The sequence below is a fragment of the Streptomyces sp. NPDC043861 genome (genome assembly GCF_056435905.1).
This window is the reverse complement of sequence record NZ_JBWKDP010000010.1, coordinates 269866-293928: the sequence shown is the minus strand read 5'-3', so window position 1 is coordinate 293928 and position 24063 is coordinate 269866. Positions and strand designations below refer to the sequence as shown.

Annotated in this window: 17 protein-coding genes; 6 read left to right on the top strand and 11 right to left on the bottom strand. The window is 72.4% G+C overall.

The window, feature by feature from the left end; all coding sequences use genetic code 11:
* Positions 1-432 precede the first annotated feature (432 nt).
* Positions 433-849 (top strand): hypothetical protein, encoded by a 417-nt coding sequence (locus AC068D_RS23785; protein WP_478825042.1) that lies wholly within the window; start codon positions 433-435, stop codon positions 847-849.
* Between the two features lie 70 nt (positions 850-919).
* Here AC068D_RS23785 and AC068D_RS23780 read toward each other — a convergent pair whose 3' ends face one another.
* The 5 genes from AC068D_RS23780 to AC068D_RS23760 form a co-directional block, all read right to left on the bottom strand.
* Complete coding sequence (locus AC068D_RS23780; RefSeq protein WP_478825041.1) at positions 920-6289, bottom strand: hypothetical protein; 5370 nt, start codon at positions 6287-6289, stop codon at positions 920-922.
* A gap of 32 nt (positions 6290-6321) precedes the next feature.
* Positions 6322-7233, bottom strand: coding sequence for a hypothetical protein (locus AC068D_RS23775; RefSeq protein ID WP_478825040.1), 912 nt, complete (start codon positions 7231-7233; stop codon positions 6322-6324).
* Positions 7230-7499 (bottom strand): hypothetical protein, encoded by a 270-nt coding sequence (locus tag AC068D_RS23770; protein WP_478825039.1) that lies wholly within the window; start codon positions 7497-7499, stop codon positions 7230-7232. Before AC068D_RS23770 ends, AC068D_RS23775 begins: the two co-directional genes overlap by 4 nt.
* A complete protein-coding gene (locus AC068D_RS23765; protein WP_478825038.1) occupies positions 7496-9022 on the bottom strand; it encodes a hypothetical protein in 1527 nt (508 codons plus the stop codon). The genes AC068D_RS23770 and AC068D_RS23765 overlap by 4 nt, the downstream gene beginning before the upstream one ends.
* A gap of 179 nt (positions 9023-9201) precedes the next feature.
* Positions 9202-9930, bottom strand: coding sequence for a GntR family transcriptional regulator (locus tag AC068D_RS23760; protein WP_478825037.1), 729 nt, complete (start codon positions 9928-9930; stop codon positions 9202-9204).
* A 168-nt stretch (positions 9931-10098) separates the two neighbouring features.
* Here AC068D_RS23760 and AC068D_RS23755 point away from each other — a divergent pair, with 168 nt between their 5' ends.
* The 4 genes from AC068D_RS23755 to AC068D_RS23740 are packed head-to-tail and all read left to right on the top strand — an operon-like array spanning position 10099 to position 13671.
* On the top strand, positions 10099-11376 hold the full coding sequence (locus AC068D_RS23755; RefSeq protein WP_478825036.1) for an MFS transporter: 1278 nt from the start codon (positions 10099-10101) through the stop codon (positions 11374-11376).
* Between the two features lie 14 nt (positions 11377-11390).
* Complete coding sequence (locus tag AC068D_RS23750; protein WP_478825035.1) at positions 11391-12155, top strand: LamB/YcsF family protein; 765 nt, start codon at positions 11391-11393, stop codon at positions 12153-12155.
* Positions 12152-12787: a 5-oxoprolinase subunit B family protein gene (locus tag AC068D_RS23745; protein WP_478825034.1), complete on the top strand. Its 636-nt coding sequence runs from the start codon at positions 12152-12154 to the stop codon at positions 12785-12787. The genes AC068D_RS23750 and AC068D_RS23745 overlap by 4 nt, the downstream gene beginning before the upstream one ends.
* On the top strand, positions 12784-13671 hold the full coding sequence (locus AC068D_RS23740; RefSeq protein ID WP_478825033.1) for a 5-oxoprolinase subunit C family protein: 888 nt from the start codon (positions 12784-12786) through the stop codon (positions 13669-13671). Before AC068D_RS23745 ends, AC068D_RS23740 begins: the two co-directional genes overlap by 4 nt.
* Here the strand turns inward: AC068D_RS23740 and AC068D_RS23735 are convergent.
* From AC068D_RS23735 to AC068D_RS23710, 6 genes are all read right to left on the bottom strand, one after another.
* A complete protein-coding gene (locus AC068D_RS23735; RefSeq protein ID WP_478825032.1) occupies positions 13656-17315 on the bottom strand; it encodes a hydantoinase B/oxoprolinase family protein in 3660 nt (1219 codons plus the stop codon). The two genes, AC068D_RS23740 and AC068D_RS23735, sit on opposite strands and share 16 nt — an antisense overlap.
* Positions 17312-18172 carry an SGNH/GDSL hydrolase family protein gene (locus AC068D_RS23730; protein WP_478825072.1) on the bottom strand — a complete coding sequence of 287 codons (861 nt, stop codon included), beginning with the start codon at positions 18170-18172 and terminating at the stop codon, positions 17312-17314. Before AC068D_RS23730 ends, AC068D_RS23735 begins: the two co-directional genes overlap by 4 nt.
* A 728-nt stretch (positions 18173-18900) precedes the next feature.
* Positions 18901-20106 carry a glycosyltransferase gene (locus AC068D_RS23725; protein WP_478825031.1) on the bottom strand — a complete coding sequence of 402 codons (1206 nt, stop codon included), beginning with the start codon at positions 20104-20106 and terminating at the stop codon, positions 18901-18903.
* A complete protein-coding gene (locus AC068D_RS23720) occupies positions 20103-21218 on the bottom strand; it encodes a glycosyltransferase family 4 protein (protein ID WP_478825030.1) in 1116 nt (371 codons plus the stop codon). Before AC068D_RS23720 ends, AC068D_RS23725 begins: the two co-directional genes overlap by 4 nt.
* A 288-nt stretch (positions 21219-21506) precedes the next feature.
* Positions 21507-22925: a HEAT repeat domain-containing protein gene (locus AC068D_RS23715; protein ID WP_478825029.1), complete on the bottom strand. Its 1419-nt coding sequence runs from the start codon at positions 22923-22925 to the stop codon at positions 21507-21509.
* Positions 22926-23144: 219 nt separating this feature from the next.
* Positions 23145-23537: an ankyrin repeat domain-containing protein gene (locus AC068D_RS23710; RefSeq protein WP_478825028.1), complete on the bottom strand. Its 393-nt coding sequence runs from the start codon at positions 23535-23537 to the stop codon at positions 23145-23147.
* Positions 23538-23856: 319 nt separating this feature from the next.
* Here AC068D_RS23710 and AC068D_RS23705 point away from each other — a divergent pair, with 319 nt between their 5' ends.
* A complete protein-coding gene (locus AC068D_RS23705) occupies positions 23857-24051 on the top strand; it encodes a hypothetical protein (protein ID WP_351224353.1) in 195 nt (64 codons plus the stop codon).
* The last annotated feature ends 12 nt before the right edge of the window (positions 24052-24063 follow it).

Genomic DNA, 24063 nt, shown 5'->3' with positions numbered 1-24063 from the left:
CCCTCGGTGGGCGGATGCTGATTCCGCTTGCGATGTTCATGTTGCTACTTGCGTCAACAAACGGCGCGAGCCTACTACTGACGCACTGACAACTCGAAGGGATGTCTGGTCGTTTTTCGGCCGCAACTTCATGCGTTGATCATGAGTTGTCCTGGTATCCGGGGAGTTGGACGTCCACGGTGTGGCCGAGGACACCCGGTCAGAACGACATATTCCGTTCCTTGCTGGATGGCTGGAATTTTCTTGTCCGCGGGAATCTTCGGAACGGGTCGTTCGTCTTTGTGTGCGAGGAGCGGGAGTTGGCAGGGGTTGCGGGGTTTGCCGGGGTTTCGGGGGCATGGAACACAGCCGCTCCGAGCGTGTCGGCGTAGTGGGACCGAATCCGGGCAGCCACCCTGTAGTCGGACAGCGTGGGGAGTGTGAACACAGACCATGGGTACGGCGGATGAGACGGATGTGCCGGGGAGTATCTGGGTGGAGGAACCCGCGGTGCGACGGCGGTTGCCCGATCCGGTGCGTACCGCGGCCGTGCGTGCGGTGATAGTCACGGCGGTGACGGTGACTCAGGCGATGATGGCGTTCTTCTTCAGCCTGACGGGCTCATGGCTGGCGTTCCCGATGGTTCTGACCAGCGTGGGCAGCACGGTCCTGGCGACATGGGCCGTGCTGGACGTCTGGGTCACCCGTCAGGTGTGGAACCAGCGTCATGGAGTGGTCTCGCTGCCCAGCAGCACGGCACGCCGACTGCGGCGTGAGCGCCGGCAGGCGCGGCGGGCGGCACGGACCGCGGCCCGGGCGGCCGCGCGGATACGGCGACGGGGTACGGGCGGCAGGCTGTCGGAGGCCTGACCGTTCAGCCCACGCAGTCGCGTGGGTCCGCGGCGGAGCCAGGGGGTCGGCGGCGCACGCCGGCGGCCCCCTACCGGGGCGCGGCCGTCGCGTCGGGGCCGCCGCTCGCCGGCTCGACCGCTTGCTCGGTGGCAGGCGGCTGACCGGCGGTCGCCGTCGGCTCCGTGCCGCGCCTGAACATGCGGGTCGCGGTGATCTCTCCGTGCACGGTCTCGCCCTCGCTGCGCTGCTGCGGGAGACCGGGCCGCAGATGCTCCTCGACACTGATGTACTTCAGACCGGCCCGCAGGTCGGCGTCGTTGCGAAGTCGGATGACCAGCGGGAACTCGGCGAGAGCGGTCGTGTCGAACAGGCCCGTGGTGTAGAGCAGCTGAACACCGAGAGCATCCGAGACAGCGCGCTGCAGCTCCAGCAGATACGTCGCATTGGCCCGGCCGATGGGGTTGTCGAGGAACAGTGTGCCTGCATGCCGGTGCTTGTCACGGCCCCTGTCGTTGCTGCGGAGAGCCGCCATGGTGCAGTAGAGCGCGATCGCCGCGGTGAGGAGCTGGCCGCCGGAGAAGACGTCACCCATCTGCCCGACCGGAACCCGTTCCGCGCGAAGCACGGCATCCGGCTTGAGGATCTCGACGGCGACACCCTTCGGCTGGAGGGCCGCCTGAACTCCGCGCAGCAGCAGGGACATACCGTCCCGGCGGAGATCGGAGTTCTTCTTCACGGCAGCGCGGGTGGCCTCGTCGATCACCTCACCGAGCCGTTCGGTCAGGGTCGACTGGTCCGGTTCCTCGAAGCGGATCCGCAGGAACTCCTGCCCCGACCATTCCCCGAGCCCTTCCGGCAGCCGCGAGAGCCGCTGCGCCAGACGGAGCGTGGTGAGTGCGGATTCCACCAGACCGCGGAGCCTGTCGACGATCGAGTCGCGGTTGCGCTCCAGCTGGGCCAGCTCGTCGGTGAGGACGCGCAGCCGCGGGGCGAACGCCTCGGCCCACTTCGCGGCGTGCTCGGGCAGGGCTGCCGCGGGGAGTTCACGGATCTGCTGGCGCGCGGGCGTGCGCACCGCTTCGTAGCGGGTGGAGTTGGCGTGGCGCACCAGTACGTCGCTCGCCTCGCGTACGGCTGCTTCGGCGGCGGACAGATCGGATGCGCAGCCGCGCAGCGAGCGGCGTGCCTCGGCCGCGGAGCGCCGGGCCTCCTCCAGGCCGCCCGGGTACGGCTCGGGCGTCCCCGGCTCCTCCTCCCCGTGTTCCCTGAGCAGGTCGCGCAGCAGAGCCGCGGTCTCGTCAAAGCCTCCCGCTGCGTCCTCCGCGGTGCGGTGGGCGCGCAGCAGCTCGGCGTGGGTGGCCCGGGCGGTGTCCAACGCCTCGGTGCGGGAGGCGAGTTCGGCCGTGGCCGTACGCAGAAGTGCCTGGGCCTGCTCTGCGTCGGACGGCACCAGCTCGTCGGGCAGCTCGGTGTGCGCCTCGCCGTCGGCCGGGGCGAGACGCTCGGCCTCACCACGGAGCCTGCCGAGCTTCTCGCTCGCCTCGGACGCGCGGGTCTCCAGCATCTGCACGAGAGACTCGGCGCGGGACGCGGCCGCCTGGCGTGACGGACCGTCGGCACCGTCGGTGCCTTCCAGGAGCTGCGCGGCGCGTGTGCGCACCTTGTTGGTGAGCCGGTCCAGCTCGCCGAGCGCCGCGCTCTCGTCACTCTCGGCGCGGGCCTGTTCGGCACGCAGGTCGGCGCCGACACCGACCTTCTCGTACAGCTGGGAGGCAGCGCGGTACGCCTCGCGCAGGGCGGGCAGCGCGGGGCGTGGGGCGTCCGGGTCGGCCTCCGGCAGCTGTTCCGGGGCACCGGCGATCTCGGCACGCTCGGCACGCAGTGCGCGGGCGGTACGGCGGGCGTCGTCCGCAGCGCGCTGGGCCGCGCGGCGGTCCTCGTCCGCGGCCTTCGCCCGCTCCAGGCATGTCGCGGCCCGCGCCTCGGACTCGGCCGCGTCGTCCGCGAGTTCGCGCAGCTTCGCCTGCCAGCCGGCCCGCTCCCGGAGCCGGAACGCCAGTCCCGCAAGCGCATCGGCGGCACGGCGGGCCCGCTGGGCCGTGTCCTGCCGCTCATCACGCACGCGTGCGGTGTCGGCAGCGGCCTCTTCGGCCTCGGACCGGACGGTACGGGCCTCCGCGAGCGTCGCCTCCGCCGCCTGTGCGGCCTCCTCGGCCGTGCTTGCGGCGTCGGCGAGTTCGGCGAGCATCCCGGCCGGGCAGCCGGCTCGCCAGGAGCCGATCCGCGAGGCGAGCGCCCGGTCCTCCGCGAGCCGGGCGGCCAGCACCCGGATCTCCTCGTCCCGGGCTGCCGCCCTGGACCGCAGCGCCTGCCGTTCCTCGTCCGCGGCCTGCTCGTCGTGCATGGCAGGGTTCGGCGGTACGAGAAAAACCTCGCCCTCGCTGCCCGTGTCCGGTCCCGGGACCGGCGCGAGCAGCGCGGCCGCAGTACCGACGGCCACTGCGGAACGCGGCAGCAGCGCGGCGCCGGCCAGCGCGTCGCGTGCGCGTGCGTAGGAGACGGGGTCGGTGATCACGACACCGTCCACCAGCTCCGGACGCGCGGCGAGCACGGCGGCATGATCGGCGGGGTCGACGGCCTGGGCCAGATAGCGCCACCCGGGCAGCGCGGGAATGCCGTGCTCGCCGAGGAATTCGACAGTGGCCAGCACATCGGGTCCCGGCGGCAGCAGCCCGCCGTCACCGAGGGCACCGAGAATGCGTGCGTCGTCCGCGGCTGCGGTCCTCAGGTCGAACAGGTGCCGTTCGGCCGCGGTGACTCCCTGCTCCAGCAGCTCGCGCAGCTCGTCGGCGTAGCGGTCCAGTTCCTCGGCGGTGAGGGGGCCGTCGGCGCTGCGTGCCGGACCGCGCCGCACGTCGGCGGAGGCCGTGTCCCCGGCGGGGCCGGTCCGGCCCACGCTCCCCGCGGGAGCGCCATGGGACGACCGGGACGCACCGCCCGGTGCGTGGTCGCCGTCCTCGGAGGCCTCGACGCCCGCCGCGCCGGTGCCATCGCCGGCCGTCGGCGAACCCGTCGCCGCGCCTTCCGGCCCGTCGGCGGTCCGGCTCGTTTCCCCCGTGGCAGACGTCGCACCGGCATCGGGCAGTGCGGCGTGCACGGCCGAACGGTGGGCGGATGCGGCATCCGTCCCTGTGCCGATGGCCGCGCCGGGAACCCGGTGACCGATTCCGGGCGCAGCATCCGTCGTGCCATCGGCACTCGCGCGCCCGGGAAGGGCGTCCGAGTCGCGCCCGTCGGCAGCTCCGGCCCCGGCCGTGCGGGACCCGTCACCGTCGGCGACTCCGGCCCCGGCGGTCCCGTACCGAGCCTCCGTACCGCGCTCGTCGCCGGCAGGTTCCGTACCGGCCGCCGCCGGGTCAGGACCTGCCGTTCCCGAACCGTCGTTCGCCGCCGACAGGGACGGTGCGCCACCGGCGTCCGCCGGGGCGTGGCCGTAGGCTCCGGGGCTCCCGGACCCCTCGGCCCTTGGCATCTGGCCGGGCACCGGAGCCGGCCCCGACGCCGCCGCTGACGGCTCGCGGCGCGGACCCGGTACGGCAGGCACGGCGGGGGCCGCGGGCAGGCTCAGCAGTTCCGCGAGGCGCTCCGCCCCCGCAATGGAGGTGGCGGCTCGGCGCTCCGCCTCGTATGCGCGTTCCGCAGCCTTTGCCGCGTCCGCGGCACGGGCTGCTGTCAGTTCGGCGCGGGTCTCGGCGGAGGCGGCCTCGCGGGCGCGGTCGGCGGCGGTGCGGGCGGTGTCGCGGGCCACGTCCCACGCCGCGACCGCGGTCTTCTCGGCGTCGCTCGCGGCGAGGGCGGCGCGGGCCGGGTCGGCATCGGGAGCCGTGTCGTCGAGCCAGCCCGCTCGGACGGCCTCCGCGGTCTCCTGCTCCACCTCGGCCAGGCGTTGTCGCAGATGTCCTGCCTCGCTGCGGGCCCGCTGGGCCTCCGTGGCGGCTGCCGTTGCATCCCGGTGGGCGGATTCGCCTGCCTCCTGGAGGGCTGCGGACCGTTCCTCCTCCTCATTGGCGACGCGCTCACCGCCCTCGGCGGCGGAGTGCAGGGCACGCACGAGGTCGGCCGCGGCCGTGGCCCTTGCCGCCAGCGCGGGTGCGGCATCCCGCTCCGCCTCCCGGATGGCGGCGGCGACCCGCGCCGAGCGGTCGGCTGCCGCGCGGTGCCGGAGCACGGCCTCCGCTGCCTGCCAGGCGGAGTGCAGTGTGCGGGCCTCGGTCAGCTCCCGGCGCTGCGCCGCGGCGCTCTTCTCGGCGACGGTGAGCGCCAGGGATGCGTGCCGGTAGGCCAGTTCGGCCGCGATGAGCGAACTGCGGCCGCGTGACTGCTCGGCCTCGGTCACGGTGTGGGCCGCGGCCGTGACCTGCAGGGCGAGCTCCGCGGCGCGGCCGCGCTCCTCGCCCGCGCGGGCGGACAGCCTGCGGGCGAGCGTGCGCGTTCGGCGTTCGGCGCCCGCGTGGATGTCCCGGGCCCGCGAGCGAGCACCGGCCGCTTCCACGATCCGTCCGAGCAGGTCGAAGGAACCCGCCGTGAAGTCGCGCTCCGCAGTGAGTTCTGCGCGACGGCCCAGTTTGTTGCCGAAACCGCCGACGAGGTCGGCCAGTCCGTCCGTGTCCCGGGGGTCGGTGACGGCCCGCAGCAGCAGATCGGTGAAATCGGAGTCCTTCTTGACGGCGAACAGGCCCGCGGCCTCGCCCTCGTCCGCGTTCATCTCCCGCTGGTAGCGGAAGAGTTCGGGGTCGAGACCGAGATCGCCCAGATGTTCGTTCCAGCGGTCGTGGATCTCTTCCCAGTACACGTCGAGATGCGGGTAGGCCTTGCCCGCCTCGGTGATCGAGTCCCGGAAGCCCTTCATCGTGCGCCGGCGGCCCTGCGCGCCCGAGGCGCCGTCGGCCGACGGGCGTACGGCCGTGGACTCGGCCACGGGCAGTGAGTCGAGGCTGAGCCCCGGACCGGGGCGGAAGGAGTACCAGGCCTCGGCGAACTTGCGCGGGTCGTTGGAGACCTGCCGTCCGCGCCACTCGCTGACCTTGCCCACGACGACGAGCTCGCCGGTGAGCGTGTGCTGCCACTCCAGGGCGACGTGGCCGCAGTCGTCGGCGAGCAGGAATTTCCGCAGTACGCCGGAGCTGGCCCCGCCCAGCGTGTTGCGATGGCCGGGCAGCATCACCGAGAAGATCAGCTTGAGCAGAACGGACTTCCCCCCGCCGTTCTCCAGGAACAGCACGCCCGCCGGAGCAGGGCGGCGCGGCGGGCCGACCGGCTCCTCCTCGAAGAACTCGGCCTGCATGGGGGCCGGGTTGGGCACAGGTGCACCGACGCCGCGCAGGTCCAGCACGGTGTCGGCGTAGCGCGCACCGGCAGGCCCGATGGAGTAGAGGCGGACGCGGGACAGCTCGTACATGGCGGGGGCTCTCGTCGGTGGCAGGTGCGTGATCAGGCGTGGAAGGGCAGGCCGGCGTCGGCAGCCAGGTCCAGGTCGTCGGCGTCGGGTGGCGGCACGAGTGTGGCCGTGCCGTCGGTGACGGGGACCACGCCGAGTTCCAGCAGCTCGGCCATGGCGGCGCTGCCCGCCATGTCACGGACCTGCAGCTGGTAGCGGGCCGTGGTGCGGTACGCCCCACCGGCGTCGTCGCCGGTGCGCTGCAGGAACCCGGAGTCGGTGAGGAAGGCGACAGCCTTGCCGACGATGCCGGTGGTGGATCCCGCGAGGCGGCGGGCGTCCTTCGTCGCGCCTGTTGCGCTGCGCCGGGCATAGATCCGCCAGGCGGCTTCCAGTCCAGGGGCGTCGGAGGCCGGGTCGGTGTTCTCTCCCTGCTCCTCTGCGCGCTCCTCGAGCCGACGGCACGCCTGCCGTACGAACGCGTCGATCCCATTGACCGTGATCCGGCCGATGTACCCGTCGTCGGCGAGATCCTCGGGGCGCGGGAACGCCATGGCGGCAACGGCCAGATGGGCGAGGCCGTGCAGAAAACGGTCGGCGGAGTCGGCGGAGGCACGGCGGGCGTAGTCGCCCATGCGGACGGCGAAGACCGAGTCCTCGCCCGCGGTCACGGCCATGCCCGCCCGCGGGGAGACCTCGAGGACGACGAGCCCGAGGCCGGTGGCGACGGCGTCGGCGAGCCGGGCGAAGGCCGGTTCCTCGCGGTAGCGACGCAGCAGGTCCGTGTACTCGGCGTCCCGCGCCGGCAGCAGTTTGGGCTGCAACCCGAACGAGACGAGCCGAGCGGCGTCGGCCGCGTCAGCGGGTGTGACTCCGCCCGTCGCCGACATCGGCCCGGACGGAGGTCCCTGCGGTGCGCCCGGCTCGCTCCACGCGCCTGCGTGCTCTGCGGGCTGGTCGCTCACGACTGCTGCTCCTCGTGGTGATGCTCTTCGTACACGGAGACGGGTTCGGAAGCGGCGAGGACACCGGCACCGCTCCGGGCAGGGCCGGGACGGACGGCCGTCCTGCATCCCGGGGCCCGGGCGGGGCGGCGCCGTGCACCGCCCGCCGGTTGCGCGACGGTCCGGCGGGTGTGGTCTGCGGGCGCGCCGGCGACGGTCGGCAGTGCGCTCCGTGCCCGGCCGGCCGTCGGTCCGGGCCAGGGCCGGCAGGGGACGGTGGCGGTCATGCCGCCTCCTTGCGGTCAGCCGCCATGCCGGCCGCGTCCAGAAGGGCCGTACCCACGATCAGGTCCGCGCCGCCGAATTCGGGGTCGTCCAGCTGGGTGCCGTCGTCGACGGCGAAGAGGAGGCGCTGCTCACCCTGGCGGTATGCCGTGCCGACCGGGGGACTCGCCGCGTGGACGGCCAGCAGGGCGACCAGATAGGGCAGGTCGGGGTCACGGCGGCGGGCGTCCGCGAGGAGGCCGGAGAGCCGGCGGGGCGCGTCGTGCTCCAGGTCGAGCAGCTCCATCGCGCTCGCGAACTGCTCCTCGCTGAAGCGGCTGTCGTCGGGGGTCGCGATCAGATCGGGCTCGGGCATCTCCGCGCCCAGGTGCTCCCGCTCGACCGGCGGGGTCAGCAGCATGTCGACCAGGTCGCCCACCCGCACCGACGCGGGGGTGCGCAGTCCGGTGCCGTGCGCGAAGAAGGCGTCGGTGACACGGATCGCCTCTCCGACGGGGAGCTGCAGCAGCGGGGCGACGAGGTGTCCGTACAGGTCGATGCCCGAGCGGGCCGCGGGCGCCGCGAAGGCCTGGCGGTCCTGCTCCGCCCGGAACAGCGGGCCGGCTTCCAGGAGCCGGGACTGGAGCTGGGTGTGGCGGCGGATGCAGTCCTTGACGATGTCGACGAGCTCGGCCGCGCGACGCTTGTGCTCGTGGTCCTCGGCCTCGTCGCGTGCCTTGCGGATGTTCGTCAGGATCGCGTTCTCGTGGCGGTACCGGTCGGCGACATGGTCGAGCGCCTCGGCGATCATGTCGGGCACGGTGTTGAGCCAGTCGACCGCGCGCACATTGCGCCGGGTCGCATCAAGGGTCCTGCGGAGCGTCTCCGCGTACTGCACGGTCCGGTACCGGGCCTGTTCGGCTGCGAGCTGGGCGTCGGCGAGCCGGCCGCGGCTGATCAGGACCTCCAGCTTCACCTCCGCCGCGATCTGGGCGCTGGTGACGTCCGTGTCGAGGGCGCCGACGAGGACGTTGACCGCTTCGTCCGTCGTGCGGAGATAGACACTGCCTCCGTGGCCGGGGACCTCCTCGATGAGCTTGAAGTCGTAGTCCCGCCGGACATAGGCCCCGTCGGGCCCGAAAGTGCCGTAGACCGCACGGAAGCCCCGGTCGACGCTGCCCACATTGATCAGGTTCTCCAGCACCCAGCGGGCGACCCGCTCATGCTCCCCCAGCGGACGCTGCGGGGCCTGTGCCGCGACGCGTGGGAGCAGTCTCGCCACTATCTGCTCATGGTCGGCCCCGGTGTCGAAGTCCATGTTGAGCGTGACGAGATCGATGGCGGCGAGGGCGACTTCGGCCATCGCATAGACCGAGTACTCCCCGGCCAGATTCGCCTTGCGCGTGTCCAGATCGTGCAGCGGCGCGGTGCACGCGAGCGCGCGGAGCCGCCGCGCGAGCCCTTCGTCGGCGGCCGGGCCCTGAGCGGGGCGCGGCCCCGCGCTGAGCTGGGGCGGAACGAATTCCGTCGAGGCAGGCGAAGTCACGGTGCACAGACTAGGTCCTCGCACTGACAACGGTCGAAACGGCGCAGAAGGCCCGGGCTCCGGGTGCCGGGCTCCGCAGCCCGGCACGAGGGCCCGGGCAGGCCGCCCGGCGCTCACGGCGTCGGCCGAGCGGCGGTCCCGCGGAGGTCCGGGACCGGCCGCGGGCGGGGGCGAGCCGCTCAGCGCTCCGTCGTGCCGTTGTCCACGTCCCCGTCCTGGACCAGCCCCGCGTACACCTGCACCAGCCGGGTGCGGGAGTCGTCGAGGTAGACCGCGAGCAGGTCCTCCGCCCTGTCCCGCTCCCCCGCCTCCAACGCGTCCAGAATCTTCCGGTTTCGCACGAGATAGGGCTCATGGAGTGCTCGGGGGTCGTCCACGACGTGGAAGGCGAGCCGGAGTTCGGCAAGGACACCCCGCATCAGCTCGTCGGTGCGGGCGCTGCGGGCCAGCGCGACGACTTCGCGGTGGAAGTGGATATTGGCGGTGGAGACACCCTTCCAGTCCTTCGCGCGCGCCGCCTGACGGCCCCTGAGCACGGCGTCGCGCAGTCCGTCGAGCATGAACGGCGGCTCCCCCAGCCCGCGGACGACGGCGCATTCGACGAGCCTGCGGGTGCGGTAGATGTCGTCGACGTCCTCGACCGTGAGGACCCTGACGAACACACCGCGGTTGAGCCGGTGGACCAGCAGGCGCTCGTGCGTCAGCAGGCGGAATGCCTCGCGCAGCGTGTTGCGCGAGACGCCCAGGGCACCACCGATGCTGTCCTCCGACAGCCGCGCACCCGGAGGGAAGTACCCCTCGGCGATACGGCTGCGCAGGATGTCCGCGACCCGTTCGGCCGTGCTCGTCCGACCCAGCAGTCGGCGATCGTCGGCCAGCTCACCGAGTTCGGAATCCGTCGTCCCCACTGCGCCCTCGATTCCGGTTTCAGCGGTCGCCGGTCCTGTCGGCGACGTCTCGATTCCATCGTAGGAGCAAAGGGCGAGACAACGTGACTCTTGTCGGATCGTTCAACAATCCTCTAGCTTGTGGTGAGCGTCACTCAGCAGCACCCCCTCCCCCTCTGCGAGGTGCAGATGAGCACGACCCGTACACAGTCGGAGCAAGGTGAACTCCCCCAGGAAACCGGTGCCTTCGCCTGGCTGCGCGCGCTCGGACCGCGCGGGCGACGCGCCTTCGCCGGAGCCTTCGGCGGATTCGCCCTCGATTCCTACGACTTCTTCACGCTGCCGCTGAGCATGGTGGCGATCGCCGCCTACTTCAGCCTCGACAGCGGCCAGACCGGACTGCTGACGACGGTCACCCTGGTCGTCTCGGCCGTCGGCGGAGCGCTGGCAGGGATCCTGGCCGACCGGATCGGCCGGGTCCGTGCGCTCATGATCACCGTGATCACCTATGCGTTGTTCACGGTCCTGTGCGGCTTCGCGCCCAACTACGAGACACTGCTGGTCTTCCGAGCCCTCCAGGGCCTGGGTTTCGGTGGCGAGTGGGCCGTGGGCGCGATCCTGGTCGCGGAGTACACGACCGCCAGACACCGTGGCCGTACGCTCGGCGCGATCCAGAGCTCCTGGGCCGTCGGCTGGGCGCTGGCCGTCATCGTCTACACCCTGGTCTTCCAGTTCCTCGACGCCGACACGGCATGGCGGGTCATGTTCCTGACCGGCGCGCTTCCGGCCCTGCTGGTCATCTACGTCCGGCGGAACGTGAGCGATGCCCCGGAAGCGGCCGAGCGCCGCCGGGCGAGCAGCGAACGCGGTTCGTTCTCCGCCATCTTCCGCAGGGACCTGCTGCGCACCACACTGTTCGCCGTACTGCTCTCCACCGGTGTGCAGGGCGGCTACTACACCCTGGCCACATGGGTACCGACGTATCTGAAGACCGAGCGCGGACTGACGGTCGTCGGCACCGGCGGATATCTGACGTTCCTCATCTCGGGTGCCTTCATCGGGTATCTCACGGGCGGGTATCTCACCGACGTGCTGGGCCGCAAGCGGAACATCACGCTCTTCGCCGGGCTCTCGGCCGCTTCCATCCTGGCCTACACCAACATTCCGGCGGGCGCGGACGGACTGCTGCTCGTGCTGGGATTCCCGCTCGGTTTCTGCATGTCGGCGATCTTCAGCGGCTTCGGCTCCTTCCTCGCCGAGCTGTACCCGACGGCGGTGCGGGGCACCGGGCAGGGTTTCACCTACAACACCGGCCGAGCGGTGGGGGCGTTCTTCCCGACCCTCGTCGGATTCCTCGCCGACAGCTGGGGCGTCGGCGGCGCCCTGGTCTTCGGCGCCGTCGGCTACGGTCTGGCGGTGCTCGCCCTCCTGGGGCTGCCCGAGACCCGCGGCCGAGAGCTCGTGTGAAAGGAGAACCGCCCATGACCTGGGCTTCGATCGATCTCAACGCCGACCTCGGCGAGGGCTTCGGACGCTGGCGGCTGACCGACGACGAGGAGCTGCTCACCGTCGTCACCAGCGCCAATGTGGCCTGCGGCTTCCACGCGGGGGACGCGGCCACCATGCGGCGGGTCTGTGCGCTGGCGGCCGGGCACAAGGTGCGGATCGGCGCCCAGGTCTCCTACCGCGATCTGGCCGGCTTCGGCCGGCGCTCCATGGACGTACCGCCCGACGAGCTGGCCGCCGAGGTCGCCTATCAGATAGGTGCGCTGGAGGTGTTCGCCCGTGCGGCCGGCACACGCGTCTCGTACGTCAAGCCGCACGGAGCCCTCTACAACCGCGTCGTCCACGACGAGGAGCAGGCTCAGGCAGTCGTCGAGGGTGTCATGCTCACCGGCGAGCGGCTTCCGGTGCTGGGGCTGCCCGGCTCCAGGCTGCACACGATGGCCGAGAAGGCCGGACTCCCGGTGGTCACCGAGGCGTTCGGGGACCGGGCGTACCAGGCGGACGGCACCCTCGTGCCACGGGGGCACGAGGGTGCCGTGATCACCGATCCCGGGGCCGTGGTGGAACGCTCGGTCTCCATGGCCAGGTTCGGCGTCGTCACCGCCCGGTGCGGGAAGTCGGTCGCCGTTCGCGCCCGGTCGCTCTGTCTGCACGGTGACACTCCCGGAGCGGTCGCCCTGGCCCGCCGGGTCAGATCGCAGCTGAAGGCGTCGGGGGTCCGGGTGGAGGCCTTCGTATGAGGCTTCTGCCGGTCGGCGACCGGGCGTTGCTCGTGGAGCTGGACAGCGGCGAGGAGGCGGAGTCCCTCCACTCCGAGCTTCTCCGGCGCCGCGCCGCGGGCGCACTCCCCCCTGTGCGGGAGATCGTGCCCGCCGCGCGCACGGTTCTGCTCGACGGCGTCGACGCCCCGGCGCGACTGGCCGCGGAGCTGCGCGGCTGGGAGATTCCGCCGCTCGCCCGGGACGCCGGTGAGGTGATCGAGATTCCGGTGCGGTACGACGGGCCCGACCTGGCGGAGGTGGCCGCGCTGTGGTCGGTCGGAGTGCACGAGGTGGCGGAGGTCCACTCGGCGGCCGAATTCCGTGTCGCCTTCTGCGGGTTCGCGCCCGGGTTCGGCTATCTGACCGGGCTGGACGAGCGTTTTGCGGTCCCGCGCAGGGCGACGCCCCGGACCTCGGTCCCGCCCGGATCCCTCGCGCTGGCCGGGCCCTACACCGGCGTGTACCCGCGCTCCTCACCCGGTGGCTGGCAGCTGATCGGGACCACCGACGCCGTCCTGTGGGATCCGGCGCGCGAGCCCGCCGCGCTGCTCTCCCCCGGGGTCCGTGTGCGCTTCGTCCCCGGAGCGGGCAGTGCGGAGGCGGGCCGGTGACCGATCGTGCCCTCGCGGTCGTACGGGCCGGGGCGCTGACCACCGTGCAGGACCAGGGGCGGCCCGGGCTCGCGCATCTCGGTGTGCCGCGTTCGGGCGCACTCGATCCGGGTGCCCTTCGCCTGGTCAACCGGCTCGTGGGCAATCCGGAAGGCGCGGCCGTACTGGAGACCACCCTCACCGGGTGTGCGGTACGGTCTCGCTGCGCCGTGACGGTGGCCGTGGGCGGGGCTCCGTGTCCGGTACGCGTCGACGGACGGTCCGTGGCCTGGGGTGCTCCGGTGCGGCTGGCGGCGGGCGCGCTGCTGGAGGTGGACGCCGCTGTGCGCGGTGTGCGGAGCTATGTGGCGGTCACCGGGGGAATCGCGGCCGAACCGGTGCTGGGCAGCCGTTCCACCGACCTGCTGTCCGGGCTCGGGCCGCCGCCCCTCGTCGACGGCGCGGTGCTTCCACTGGGCCGGCCGGGTGGACGGCCGGGCCGGGTGGACGGCTCGCCCTGGCCTGCCCCGCCGGCCGAACTGGCGCTGCGGGTACGGCTCGGGCCGCGCGACGACTGGTTCACACGAGCCGCCCTGCGGACCCTGACGGGCGCCACCTACCGCGTGTCGGCTGCCGGCAACCGCATCGGCCTGCGCACCGAGGGCCCGCCCCTGGAGCGTGCCGTCCACGCCGAACTGCCCAGCGAGGGCATGGTCCTGGGCGCGGTCCAGGTACCGCCCGACGGACGGCCGGTGGTGTTCCTCGCCGATCACCCGACGACGGGCGGCTATCCGGTGGTCGCTGTGGTCCAGGAGGCGGACCTGGCGGCCGCGGCCCAGGCCGGGCCCGGGACCGCGGTGCGGTTCCTGCCGGTCGGCGCACGGCCGGGTCAGGGCGCACCGTAGCCGCCACCGCCCGGTGTCCGCACCACCAGGACATCACCCGCGCCCACCTCCACCGAGTCCACCCCGCGCAGTTCCTCGACGGTGCCGTCCGCGCGCTCCACCGCGTTCGCGCCCAGCGTGCCCGGACCGCCGCCGGCCATTCCGTAGGGCTCCATGCGACGGTGGCCGGTGAGCAGCGCGACCGTCATCGGCTCCAGGAAGCGGATGCGCCGCACCACTCCGGAGCCGCCGTGCCAGCGTCCCGCGCCGCCGCTGCCCTCGCGGACCATGAAGGCGTCGACCCGGACCGGGTAGCGCCACTCGAGGATCTCCGGGTCGGTGAGACGGGAGTTCGTCATATGGGTCTGGACGGCGTCCGCGCCGTCGAAACCGTCTCCCGCGCCCGAGCCGCTCGCCACGGTCTCGTAGTACTGCACGCGATCGTTGCCGAAGGTGACGTTGTTCATCGTGCCGGAGCCCTCCGCCTGCACACCGAGCGCGGCGTACAGCGCTCCGGTGACCGCCTGGGAGGTCTCCACATTGCCCGCCACCGTCGCGGCGGGGTAGGTCGGCGCGAGCATCGAGCCGTCCGGCACTCGCACTTCCAGTGGCTCGAGACAGCCACTGTTCAGGGGGATGTCCTCGGCGACGAGCGTCCGGAAGACATACAGGACGGCCGCCATCACGACCGATTTGGGAGCGTTGAAGTTGCCGGGCTGCTGGCGTGAGGTGCCGGTGAAGTCGAGGACCGCGCTGCGGGTTTCCCTGTCCACGCGGAGAGCGACCTCGATGACCGCGCCGGCGTCGGTCTCGTAGCGGTACGAGCCGTCGCCGAGCTCGGCGACGATGCGCCGCACGGACTCCTCCGCGTTGTTCCGCACGTGCCGCATATATGCCTTCACAACATCGAGACCGAACTCCTCGACCATGCGGGCGAGTTCACTGATGCCCTTCTCATTGGCCGCGATCTGGGCCCGCAGATCGGCGAGATTGGTGTCGGGGTCCCTGGACGGGTGAGCGGCGCCGGTCAGCAGCTCCCGGGTCTCGGTCTCGCGAAACCGTCCGTGCCGTACCAGCAGCCAGTTGTCGAAGAGGACCCCTTCCTCGTGGATCGTGCGGCTGAAGGCCGGCATGGAACCGGGAGTGATGCCGCCGATCTCTGCGTGATGGCCGCGCGAGGCCACCAGGAAGCGCAGCTCGCCGGTGCCTTCGTCCCCGCCTCGGTCTCCGCCTCCGCCGTCGTCCTCGCTCCGGGGCTCGCCGTCGCCCTCGCCGCCGAAGACGGGGGTGACGACGGTGACGTCCGGCAGATGCGTACCGCCGTGGTACGGGTCGTTGATCGCATAGACATCACCCGGTCGCAGGGTTCCCTCGTTGCGGCGCAGCACCTCTTTGATGGACTCGCCCATCGAGCCCAGATGCACCGGAATATGAGGGGCGTTCGCGATGAGATTGCCCTCTGCGTCGAAGAGGGCGCACGAGAAGTCGAGCCGCTCCTTGATGTTGACGGAGTGCGCTGTGTTCTCCAGGCGCACGCCCATCTGCTCGGCGATCGCCATGAAGAGGTTGTTGAACACCTCCAGCAGGACGGGGTCGACGTCCGTGCCGACGGCGGTACGGCCGGGCCGCGGCTCCGCACGGGTCAGCAGCAGATGCCCGAGTTTGCCCACGGCCGCTCGCCAGCCGGGGTCCACCACGGTCGTGGCGTCGGCCTCGGCGATGATCGTCGGCCCCGTGACGGTGTCGCCCGGGGACAGGTCCTCGCGCCGGTACAGGGCTGTTTCCGTGCGGCGGCCGTCGACGAACATTTCTACGGTTGCGCGGACTCGGGGGCCTTCCCCCTGAGTGGCCTCCTCGACCACGACGGACTTGTGCGGCCCGGCCGTCCCCACGGCCTCCACCGAGACGGCCTCCACGACGAGCGGCTTCTCCATGGTGAACGCGTATCGCGCCCGGTGCGCCGACTCGAAGGCCTCCCGCATCTCCGCGGCCGTGCCCAGCGGCACGGGCAGTCCCGCGTCGGTTCCGGCATAGCGGACGAGCACGCGTGCGTGGGTGGTGATGGCGTCGTCGGGGACGGCGTCATCATGCAGTTCGGCGCGCGTGCGGGCGGCCAGTTCACCGCACAGTGCGTCGACCCGGAGCATCGTGTCCTCGTTCAGCTCGGCCTCGACCGACTGCTCCCGCATGGCGGTCGCGTCGGCGAGGCCGATGCCGTACGCGGAGAGGACTCCGGCGAGCGGCGGCACGACGACGGTGTCGATGCCGAGGGCATCGGCCACGGCGCAGGCGTGCTGGCCGCCCGCGCCGCCGAAGCTGGTCAGGGCGTACCGGGTGACGTCGTGACCGCGCTGCACCGAGATCTTCTTGACGGCATTCGCCATGTTGAGGACCGCGATCTCGAGGAATCCTGCGGCGACTTCCTCTGGGCTGCGTTGCCTTCCGGTTGCGTTGCGGACCTCGTCCGCGAGTGCCGAGAAGCGCTCGCGCACCACATCGTCGTCCAGCGGCTGGTCGCCACCGGGGCCGAAGGCGGCGGGGAAATGGGCGGGCTGGACGCGGCCGAGCATCACATTGGCGTCGGTGAGGGTGAGCGGGCCGCCGCGGCGGTAGCAGGCGGGGCCGGGTTCGGCGCCTGCCGAATCCGGGCCGACGCGATAGCGCCGGCCGTCGAAATGGAGGATCGAGCCGCCTCCGGCCGCCACTGTGTGGATGTTCATCATCGGTGCGCGCATGCGCACGCCGGCGACCTGCGTACCGAGTTCGCGCTCGAACTCACCGGCGTAGTGCGACACATCGGTGGATGTGCCGCCCATGTCGAAACCGATCACACGGTTGAAGCCCGCCTGCTCCGAGGTGCGGGCCATCCCCACGACGCCTCCGGCAGGGCCGGAGAGGACGGCGTCCTTGCCGCGGAAACGGGCGGCTTCGCGCAGGCCGCCGTTGGACTGCATGAACATGAGGCGGATCGACCGGAGTTCGCCGGCGACCTCGTCGACGTACCGGCGCAGGATCGGTGAGAGATAGGCGTCCACGACCGTCGTGTCGCCACGCGGTACGAGTTTGATGAGCGGGCTGACTTCGTGGGAGCAGCTGACCTGGGTGAAACCGAGGTCGAGCGCGGCGGCTGCGACGGCAGCCTCGTGGGCGGGATGGCGGTAGCCGTGCATGAGCACGACGGCGGCACTGGAGAAGCCGTCGTTGCGGGCGGCTTCGAGCTGCCGGGTGACGTTCTCGAGTCGGAGCGGAGTGACGACGGTGCCATGTGCGTCGACGCGCTCGGGGACCTCGATGACGCGGTCGTACACGGCTTCCGGGAGAAGGATGTGGCGGTCGAAGAGCCGGGGGCGGTTCTGGTACGCGATGCGCAGCGCATCCCGGAAGCCTTCGGTGATGACGAGGACGGTCGGCTCTCCGCGCCGCTCCAGCAGCGCGTTGGTGGCAACGGTCGTGCCCATCTTGACGACGTCGATCCGGTCGGGCGGCACGGTGTCGTGGGGCCCGAGTCCGAGCAGCAGCCGGATTCCTGCGACAGCGGCGTCGGGATAGTGCTCGGGATTGTGGGACAGCAGTTTGCGGGTGACGAGATGTCCGTCGGGGCGTCTGCCGACGATGTCGGTGAACGTGCCTCCACGGTCGATCCAGAATTCCCAGCGGCCGCTCATTCCCCCATTCTGGCAAGCGGGGGGTCGAGGGTGAGTGAGGCGAGCGCGCAGGACAGGGCGTTTTCGGCGACATGGTCGAGACGGGCGCTGGTGCCGCGGGCCCAGTGGCGCAGCTCGGCACCGGCGAGGCCGAGGAGCTGCGGCAAGAGGTCGGTGCACCGCCGAGCCACCCAGCCCGTGCCCGCAGTGGCCAGCCACAGCGCCTTGGCGGCACGGCTCGGCGCCGGTTGCTCGGGTTCGGCTCCCGGGGGCGTTCCGAGCGCGAGGCCTTCGGCGGCCAGCAGTTGATGGAAGCGACGGGCGATCATCCGGTGCCCGCGCTCGCCCGGGTGGAGCCGGTCCGCGCTCCACAGGGAGCGGTCCTCGACCCATGCGCCGTCGGCGATGTGCAGATGGACGGCGCCGTAGCGTTCGGACAACGCGTGTACGACGGCGTTCACGGCCCGCTGCCGGCGGGCGAGGGGGCGTGCGAGGGGTGTGGGAAGCCCGAGCATCGTTCCAGGGTCGGGCAGACAGGCCGTCAGCAGCCGGGTACCGCGTGCCGTGAGCGCGGCACAGACCGTGTCGAGCCGGACCGCGACGTCGTGGATGTCGAAGGTGTGCCGGAGGGTGTCGTTCACCCCGATGAGGACGGAGGCGATGTCGGGTGCGTACGCGAGGGCCTCGGGCGCCTGGGACTCGTCCACGTCGCGGGTGAGGGCACCGCTCACGGCGAAGTTCCGGAACTCCGCCGGTCTCGGGGGCTCGCCGAGACCCTGTGCCAGCAGCGAGGCCCATCCTCGCCAGGCTCCGTCCACCCTGTCCCCGACTCCCTCGGTGAGGGAGTCGCCCAGGGCCGCGAATCGCGGGGGTGGCACGGCCGCGGGCGCCGGCTCCGGCTCCGGCTCCGGCTCCGGCTCCGGCTCCGGCCCGGTGGTCCCGCACACCGCGGCACCGGATGTCCTGGCTCGGGCATGCGGTGGCCTCAGGGACGGCACGGCCGCGCCCGTCATCGCACCGGCCGCTGCGCCGGCTTCGGCAGGAGGGGGCACATTGTGCGGAGCTTCCGGCGTTCCTGCCGGCAGGACACCGGACCTCTCACCGCCCATGACGGCGTGCCGGCCGGTGTGTTGCCCCGTGTGCTCGGTGGGTCCTGCCCCGCCACGAGCCGGAGGGCCGACGGGAGCAACGGGAGCGAGGCGAGCAACGGGACCAACACCGGGAGTCCGGTCCGGGCCCTTCGGCCGGGCCGGCGGAAGGCCGGAGGGTTCGCCGCCGGAAACGGCGGATCCGCGCCGTCCACCGGACGAGGGGAGGCCGTACGGGACGGTGCCCGCGGCACCGGCCGGGCCCACCGCACCGGGTGCACGCCGATCGAGGCCCTGCCGGTCGGGTCCCGGCCGGTCGGGTCCTGACGCGCTCATCGGCGCGGGCCCGCCGGCCGCAGGCCGTTCCGCGGCGTACAGCGGCCGAGCCGTGGGCAGGGCGGGCGCGGCGGCCCCGGGCCCGGCCGGCTCCCCGGGACCGCCGACGGCGGCAACGGCGGTCCGCCCACCGGCCGTGGGGACCTCGGCCGACGACGCGGGCGGCGTGCTCGGACGGGCGTTCATACGGCGACCTCCCGGTGACCGGGTATGCGGACCGGGGCGTCGTGGGCGGCGAGAAAGGCGGCGACCGCGCGGTTCCAGCCGAAGAGCTCCGCGCGACTGCGGGCGGCCGTGCGCCGGTCGGTTTCGGGGCGGGCGTGCAGTTCTCGTACCGCGTCGGCAAATGAGGCAGGGGTGTCGGCAGCAGCGAGACCCGCGTCACCGACGACCTCGGGGAGCGCGGAGGAGGCACTGGCGACGACAGGCGTGCCGCAGGCCAGCGACTCCAGGGCGGAAAGGCCGAAGGTCTCGGCGGGCCCCGGGGCCAGGCAGATGTCGGCGGCCGCCTGCAGATCCGCGAGCGTCTCACGGTCGGCGACGTGCCCCAGGAAGCGGACCGGCAGCCGCGCCTCCTCCGCCCGCCTGGTCAGCCCCCTGCGCAGCGGGCCCTCACCGGCGACGACCAGCGCCGCACGCACCCCGCTCTCGCGCAGCAGGGCGAGCGTGTCGAGCGCCATGCCCGGGCGCTTCTCCACGGACAGCCGGGAGCACATCAGCAGCAGGACCTCGGCACCCTCCGCGTACCGGGCGCGCAGCACCTTGCTGCGCCGGCCCGGACGGCACCGGTCCAGCTCCACCCCCAGCGGCGCGCGCACGACATTGCTCGCACCGATGCGGATGAACTCGCGCTCCGACCACTCCGTCGTGCACACGATCCGCGAGTAGGACCAGGCGCTGCGCCGGTTGAGCCGGTCGGCGGTGCGCTCGGCGAGCGCGTCGGGCACGCCCCAGGTGCGCAGCACGCCGTCCGCCGTCTCGTGGGACACCATCACGGAGGGAATCCGGCGACGGCGCGCCCACTCCCCCGTCCATCTCAGGGTGGTCCGGTCCGAGACCTCGAGCCGGTCGGGGGCGAGCTCCTCGAGGAGTCCGCTCAGCCGGGACCTGCCCGCGAGCACCCGATAGCCGCCGGTGCCGGGGAGCACCGGCCCGGGAAGGGTGATGACCCGCCCCTGGGAGGTGGTCGTGTCGCTCTGCGCGTCCCCGGGCACGATCAGCACCGGCTCGTGTCCGGCTGCGAGATATCCGCGGCCCAGTTCTCGCAGCGCGGTCCGCAGGCCGCCCGAGGCGGGCGTGACGAAGTTCGCCAGCCGGACGATGCGCAGGCCGTCGGCAGTCCTCGTACCGCGCGTGCCCCTCGCGCCGCTGTTGCCTGCCATCGTCATGCCGCCACCGCCGTCCGCTCGCGTAGCACCTCGGTGTAGTGGCCGATCAGCTGGTCACCGACCGCGGCCCAGGTCCTGCCCTCGACGGTGGCGCGCCCGGCCCGCCCGTACGCATCACGGCGCGCCGGGTCGGAGGCGAGGACCGCCACCGCCCGTGTCATCGCCGCGGTGTCGCGGGGCGGGACGAGAAGCCCGGTGCGGCCGTGGTCGACGAGGTCCAGCGGCCCGCCGGCCGCCGGGGCGATCACCGGGACTCCGGCGGCCATGGCCTCCTGCACGGTCTGGCAGAACGTTTCGTACGGGCCCGTGTGGGCGAACACATCGAGCGAGGCGAAGATCCGCGCGAGGTCGTCGCCGGTGCGGCGGCCGAGGAAGACCGCGTCCGGGAGTGCCGTGCGCAGGGACGGGCCGCTGGGGCCGTCACCGACGACCACGACCTTCACACCCGGCAGTGCGCAGGCGCCGGCCAGCAGTTCGACACTCTTCTCGGGGGCGAGCCGGCCGACGTATCCGACGATCGTCTCCCCGTGCGGGGCCAGCTCCCGGCGCAGGGCCTCGTCCCGCAGCTCCGGGCGGAACCGCGCCGTGTCCACACCGCGCGGCCACAGCCGCACCCGCGGCACCCCGTGCTCCTCCAGGTCGCGCAGGGCCGACGTGGACGGTGCGAGGGTCCGGTCGGCCGCACTGTGAACGGTACGGATACGGCGCCAGGCGGTGCCCTCGCCGGCGCCCATGTAGGTGCGGGCGTAGCCGGCGAGATCGGTCTGGTAGACGGCGACGGCGGGCAGCCCGAGCCTCGCCGCCACCCCCATCCCGCGCACCCCGAGCACGAACGGGCTGGCGAGGTGGACGACATCCGCCCGGTGCGCCGTGAGCGCGGCGGCCAGCCGCCGGCTGGGCAGGGCCACGCGGACCTGGGGATATCCGGGCAGCGGCAGCGACGGCACGCGCACCACGGGGCACGGGGCGTCGGCGTCCGGCCCGGCGACGGCGGGGGCGATGACGAGCGGATCATGACCGCGGGCGGCGAGGTGGCGGGCGGTCTGCAGGGCGCAGTGCGCCACACCATTGACGTCTGGCGGGAAGGATTCGGTGACGATGACGACACGCATACGGGTGTTGTCGTCGGGCCGGGGGTGGTCCGGCCAACGTGGATCTTTCCGTGCGTGGAACGTCCTATGAGCGTTTGGGCCACGCCGCCCCGCGAGCGGCCGTTCCGGCCCTGAGCTGCCCCGCGATGTCCCGCGCTGCCCGTTTCGGCCCGGTGGCCACGGCGTTCCGGTCCATGGTGCTGGCGCGCCCGGTGCCGGCAGCCCCGTCCGGTGGCGCGCCCGGTGCCGGCAGCCCCGTCCGGTGCCGGCAGCCCCCGGACGGGGGGCTGCCCGGGCACACCGAGAGCGTCAGAGCATGGGGTCCTCGGACCCGATCCGGCTGCGGACCGCCGTCTGGACCTCGGCCTCCTCGGCCGGGTCGGCGGCGAGCCTGCGCAGTCGTTCGGCGACCCGTACATCACCGGTCTCGGCGTGCAGGGCGGCGACCTCTCGCGTGGACTCCTCGCAGTCCCAGAGGCATTCGACGGCGAAGCCGGTGGCGAAGGTGGGATCCGTCGTGGCGAGCGCGCATGCCGTACGGCCCCGCAGGTGCGACGAGGCGGTCTCGCGGTAGACATGGCGCAGTACCGGGGCCGCGCATGCGATGCCGAGCCTGCCTGCGCCGTCGACGAGGGTCCAGAGCGACGGGGCGTCCGGGCCGTCCGCCCGGACCGCCTCCCGGAGGGCTCCGAGGACGAGCTCGGCGTCCTGGGCACCTCCTCGGCAGGCCAGCACCCCGGCGGCGGAGGCGCCGAGCGCGTCCGGCCGGTGGACCCAGCGACGCGCACGGTCGACGGCGGCCTCGCCGCACATCCGCTCGAAGGCTGACACGGCGGCATCGGCGACCGTCCGGGAGACGTCGAGCGCCGCCACCTCGATGAGGTCCAGCACGGCCGGGTCCCGTGACTCGGCCAGATAGTGCAGGGCAGCGCACCGTGCGCCGTCCGGTCCGCTGCGCGCCGCCTCGATGATCATGGGGCGGTCGTCGGGTCCGGCGACCGCGGTGAGACAGCGGGCGGCGGGGACGTGCAGTGCACTGCCACGCTCGAGGCCCTGCTGGGCCCACTCGAGGACGGCCTCCACGCTCCACCCCGGCCGGGGGCCGCTGGGCCGCAGCTGTCGCTGCCACCGGTCGAAGGAGCCGCGTTCCCGGGCGGCCCTCACCCGCACGCCGACCGCCTCCCGCTGGTCCTCGGCCCACAGCCGCCACGGCCGGGGCTCGAAGGCGTCGCGCACGGCCGCGGCCAGCTCGGCGTCGCCCTCGGGCGTCGCCGGAAAACGTGACAGCACGGGGCCCGCCAGGGAGCGCAGTCCGTTGTCGTCGTCGCGCAGGGCCAGCTCGTCGAGTGCCCAGGCCCAGTTGGACCCGGTCGCGGCGTAGCGCCGCAGCAGGGAGAGCGCGTCGTCCCTGCCGTACGAGGCGAGATGACCGAGCACCGCGAGCGCGAGCCCGGTCCTCGACTCGTCGGTGTCGAGGTGGTCCTCGGCCTGGAAGAGGTGGGCCTCGATCTCGTCGAGTCCACCGTGGAGATCCAGGTAGAGGCGCGCGTAGTAGAGGGAGCGGTTCTCCACCTGCCAGTCGTGGCGGGGGTCGCTCAGCACACAGTGGTTGAGGGCCCCCAGGGCTTCGGCACGGGGCGCGGCGAGCGCGTGCAGCGTGCCGTCGCCACGTCCCCGCTGCAGCAGGCCGAGCAGGGTGCCGCTCGGCGCTATGACTGGTTCGAACATGGAAAGTGCCTCACATCAAGCTGTCGACGCAACCGGGGGTGTGTTCGCCTAGGCCGCGCAGCAACATGATCGGCTGCCCGTCGTCTTCCGCTCGATGAAGTCCATCTTCCTCTGCCTCTCGTCGGTGGCCCCTTGCGGGCCCGACGTCATGATGACCCAGCCATTTCGTCGCCGCGACCACATTTCCGGCGCCGCTCTCACCTGGCGTTCAACACCCGTTCACCGGGCGGCGAACAACTCCAGAAGGTCTGCCTTCCCAAACATCCGCGCGGTATCCGTGGCGGACGGAGTTCCTGCCTCCGGATCGGCTCCGGCATCGAGCAGCGCGCGGATCACCGCGTCCTCGCCCTTGAAGACGGCACCGGCGAGCGGGGTCTGGCCGCGGTCGTTGGCGCGGTCCGCGTCCGCACCACGGGCGACGAGGGCGGTCACCGCCGCGGCATGGCCGTGGTACGCGGCGAGCATGACGAGCGAGTCGCCCTTGTCATTGGTGAGGTTCGCCGGCACGCCGGCGTCGACGTAGGCGGCGAGCGCCTCGGCGTCGCCCTGGCGCGCAAGGTCGAAGATCTTGGACGCGAGCTCGATCACCTCGGGATCCGGGGTTTCGCTCACCGGACGGACCGCCTTCCCACCATGTTGACGTTCATGAATGTGTGTCCCTGCGTATGCACATGCCCCGACCTGCACCGACCCGGCCCTCGGTGCCGCGCGGAGCGGCGTCGTACGAGTGAATCGACAGGGTACTGCCCGTGGCGCGGCATGACCGCACGCCCGCACGACAAAGATCAACGCGCCCAGGGCAACGATCCAACAGGGGCCAGTCGAGTGAAAAGTCTTGATATTCACCCGATTGCACCTTTTATCGCATAGATACTTCCTGTGAGGCTGGAAGAACTCATGGTGACTGTCCCCTCAACCAGGAGAACTCCTCATGATCCTGTCCATGTCAGGCGTCGTACTGCTGGGAATCATCGTCTTCCTGTTCTTCAAGAAGGACGGGCTCAAGGCGTCCCACGCGCTGGTCTCCGCCCTCTTCGGCTTCTATCTGGCGGGCACGGCCATCGCCCCGAGCATCACGGCGGGCGGCGCCAGCCTCGCCAGCCTCCTGGGCGGGATCAAGTTCTGACAGCCCGCACCA